Annotated in this window: 2 protein-coding genes; one reads left to right on the top strand and one right to left on the bottom strand. The window is 59.5% G+C overall.

Going from position 1 to position 780, the window contains the following annotated elements; genetic code table 11:
- On the top strand, nt 1-601 hold a 601-nt coding region (locus B4F73_RS09190), incomplete at its 5' end, for a TlpA family protein disulfide reductase (RefSeq protein WP_290483077.1).
- Here the strand turns inward: B4F73_RS09190 and B4F73_RS09185 are convergent.
- On the bottom strand, nt 590-780 hold a 191-nt coding region (locus tag B4F73_RS09185), incomplete at its 5' end, for a hypothetical protein (RefSeq protein ID WP_290483076.1). The two genes, B4F73_RS09190 and B4F73_RS09185, sit on opposite strands and share 12 nt — an antisense overlap.

The following is a 780-nucleotide window of genomic DNA, read 5'->3' as shown; positions in this document are numbered from 1 at the left end:
TTGGAGACCGCGCCCCATGACCCGTCTGGCCTATATCGCCCTCTTCTTGATCGGCCTGATCGCAATTGTCTATGCGCTGATGAGCGCAGGGGGTGGAAAACCTTCAGAAAACAGGTTGGAAGCCTATGCAAGAGGCGAAATCGAGAAACTTGATTTCTCTCAGGCTGGAACATCCGCCTCAAACGCGCCCTTCTATCTGGAAGACGGCTCAGCCGTTTCGCTGGATGCGTTCATGGGGAAAGTCGTCCTGGTGAATTTCTGGGCCACATGGTGTGCGCCCTGCGAAAAGGAAATGCCGTCGCTCGGAGCGCTTCAGACCGCGCGGGGCGGGGACCGGTTTGAAGTGGTTGCGATCAGTGTTGATGCCCAAGAAGACCTTTCCTATGCCGCGCAGCGCCTCGGTGAACTGGGTGCGAGCAACATCACGTTCCACAGCGCAACGCCGGAACAGTATGAGATCGTCTACGATAGTGGCGTTCAGGGCTTTCCCACGACGATCCTGTACGATGCGAGCGGCGTGGAGATCGCGCGTCTGGCCGGGGATGCCGACTGGAGTTCTATCGAAGCGGTCGGATTTATCGACGCACTGCTAAAGAATTGAGGCTGCCAGTCGGGCCCGGGCGATCTGGGTTCCCATGGCCGGTTCAGGCGCAACCGCATCGACCATGACCGGACCGTCGCCGGGCCACATGCGGACCAGCAATTCCAGTTCCAGCACCAGGTCATCCGCGCCTTCCATATTACGGGCCACGTCGCGCGCGGTCGCCGCATAGCCATATG

The sequence above is a fragment of the Hyphomonas sp. UBA3601 genome (genome assembly GCF_002375605.1).
Taxonomy (GTDB): Bacteria; Pseudomonadota; Alphaproteobacteria; order Caulobacterales; family Hyphomonadaceae; genus Hyphomonas.
Note: the sequence above shows the minus strand (reverse complement) of the source record. Positions and strands in the feature narration are given on the sequence as shown.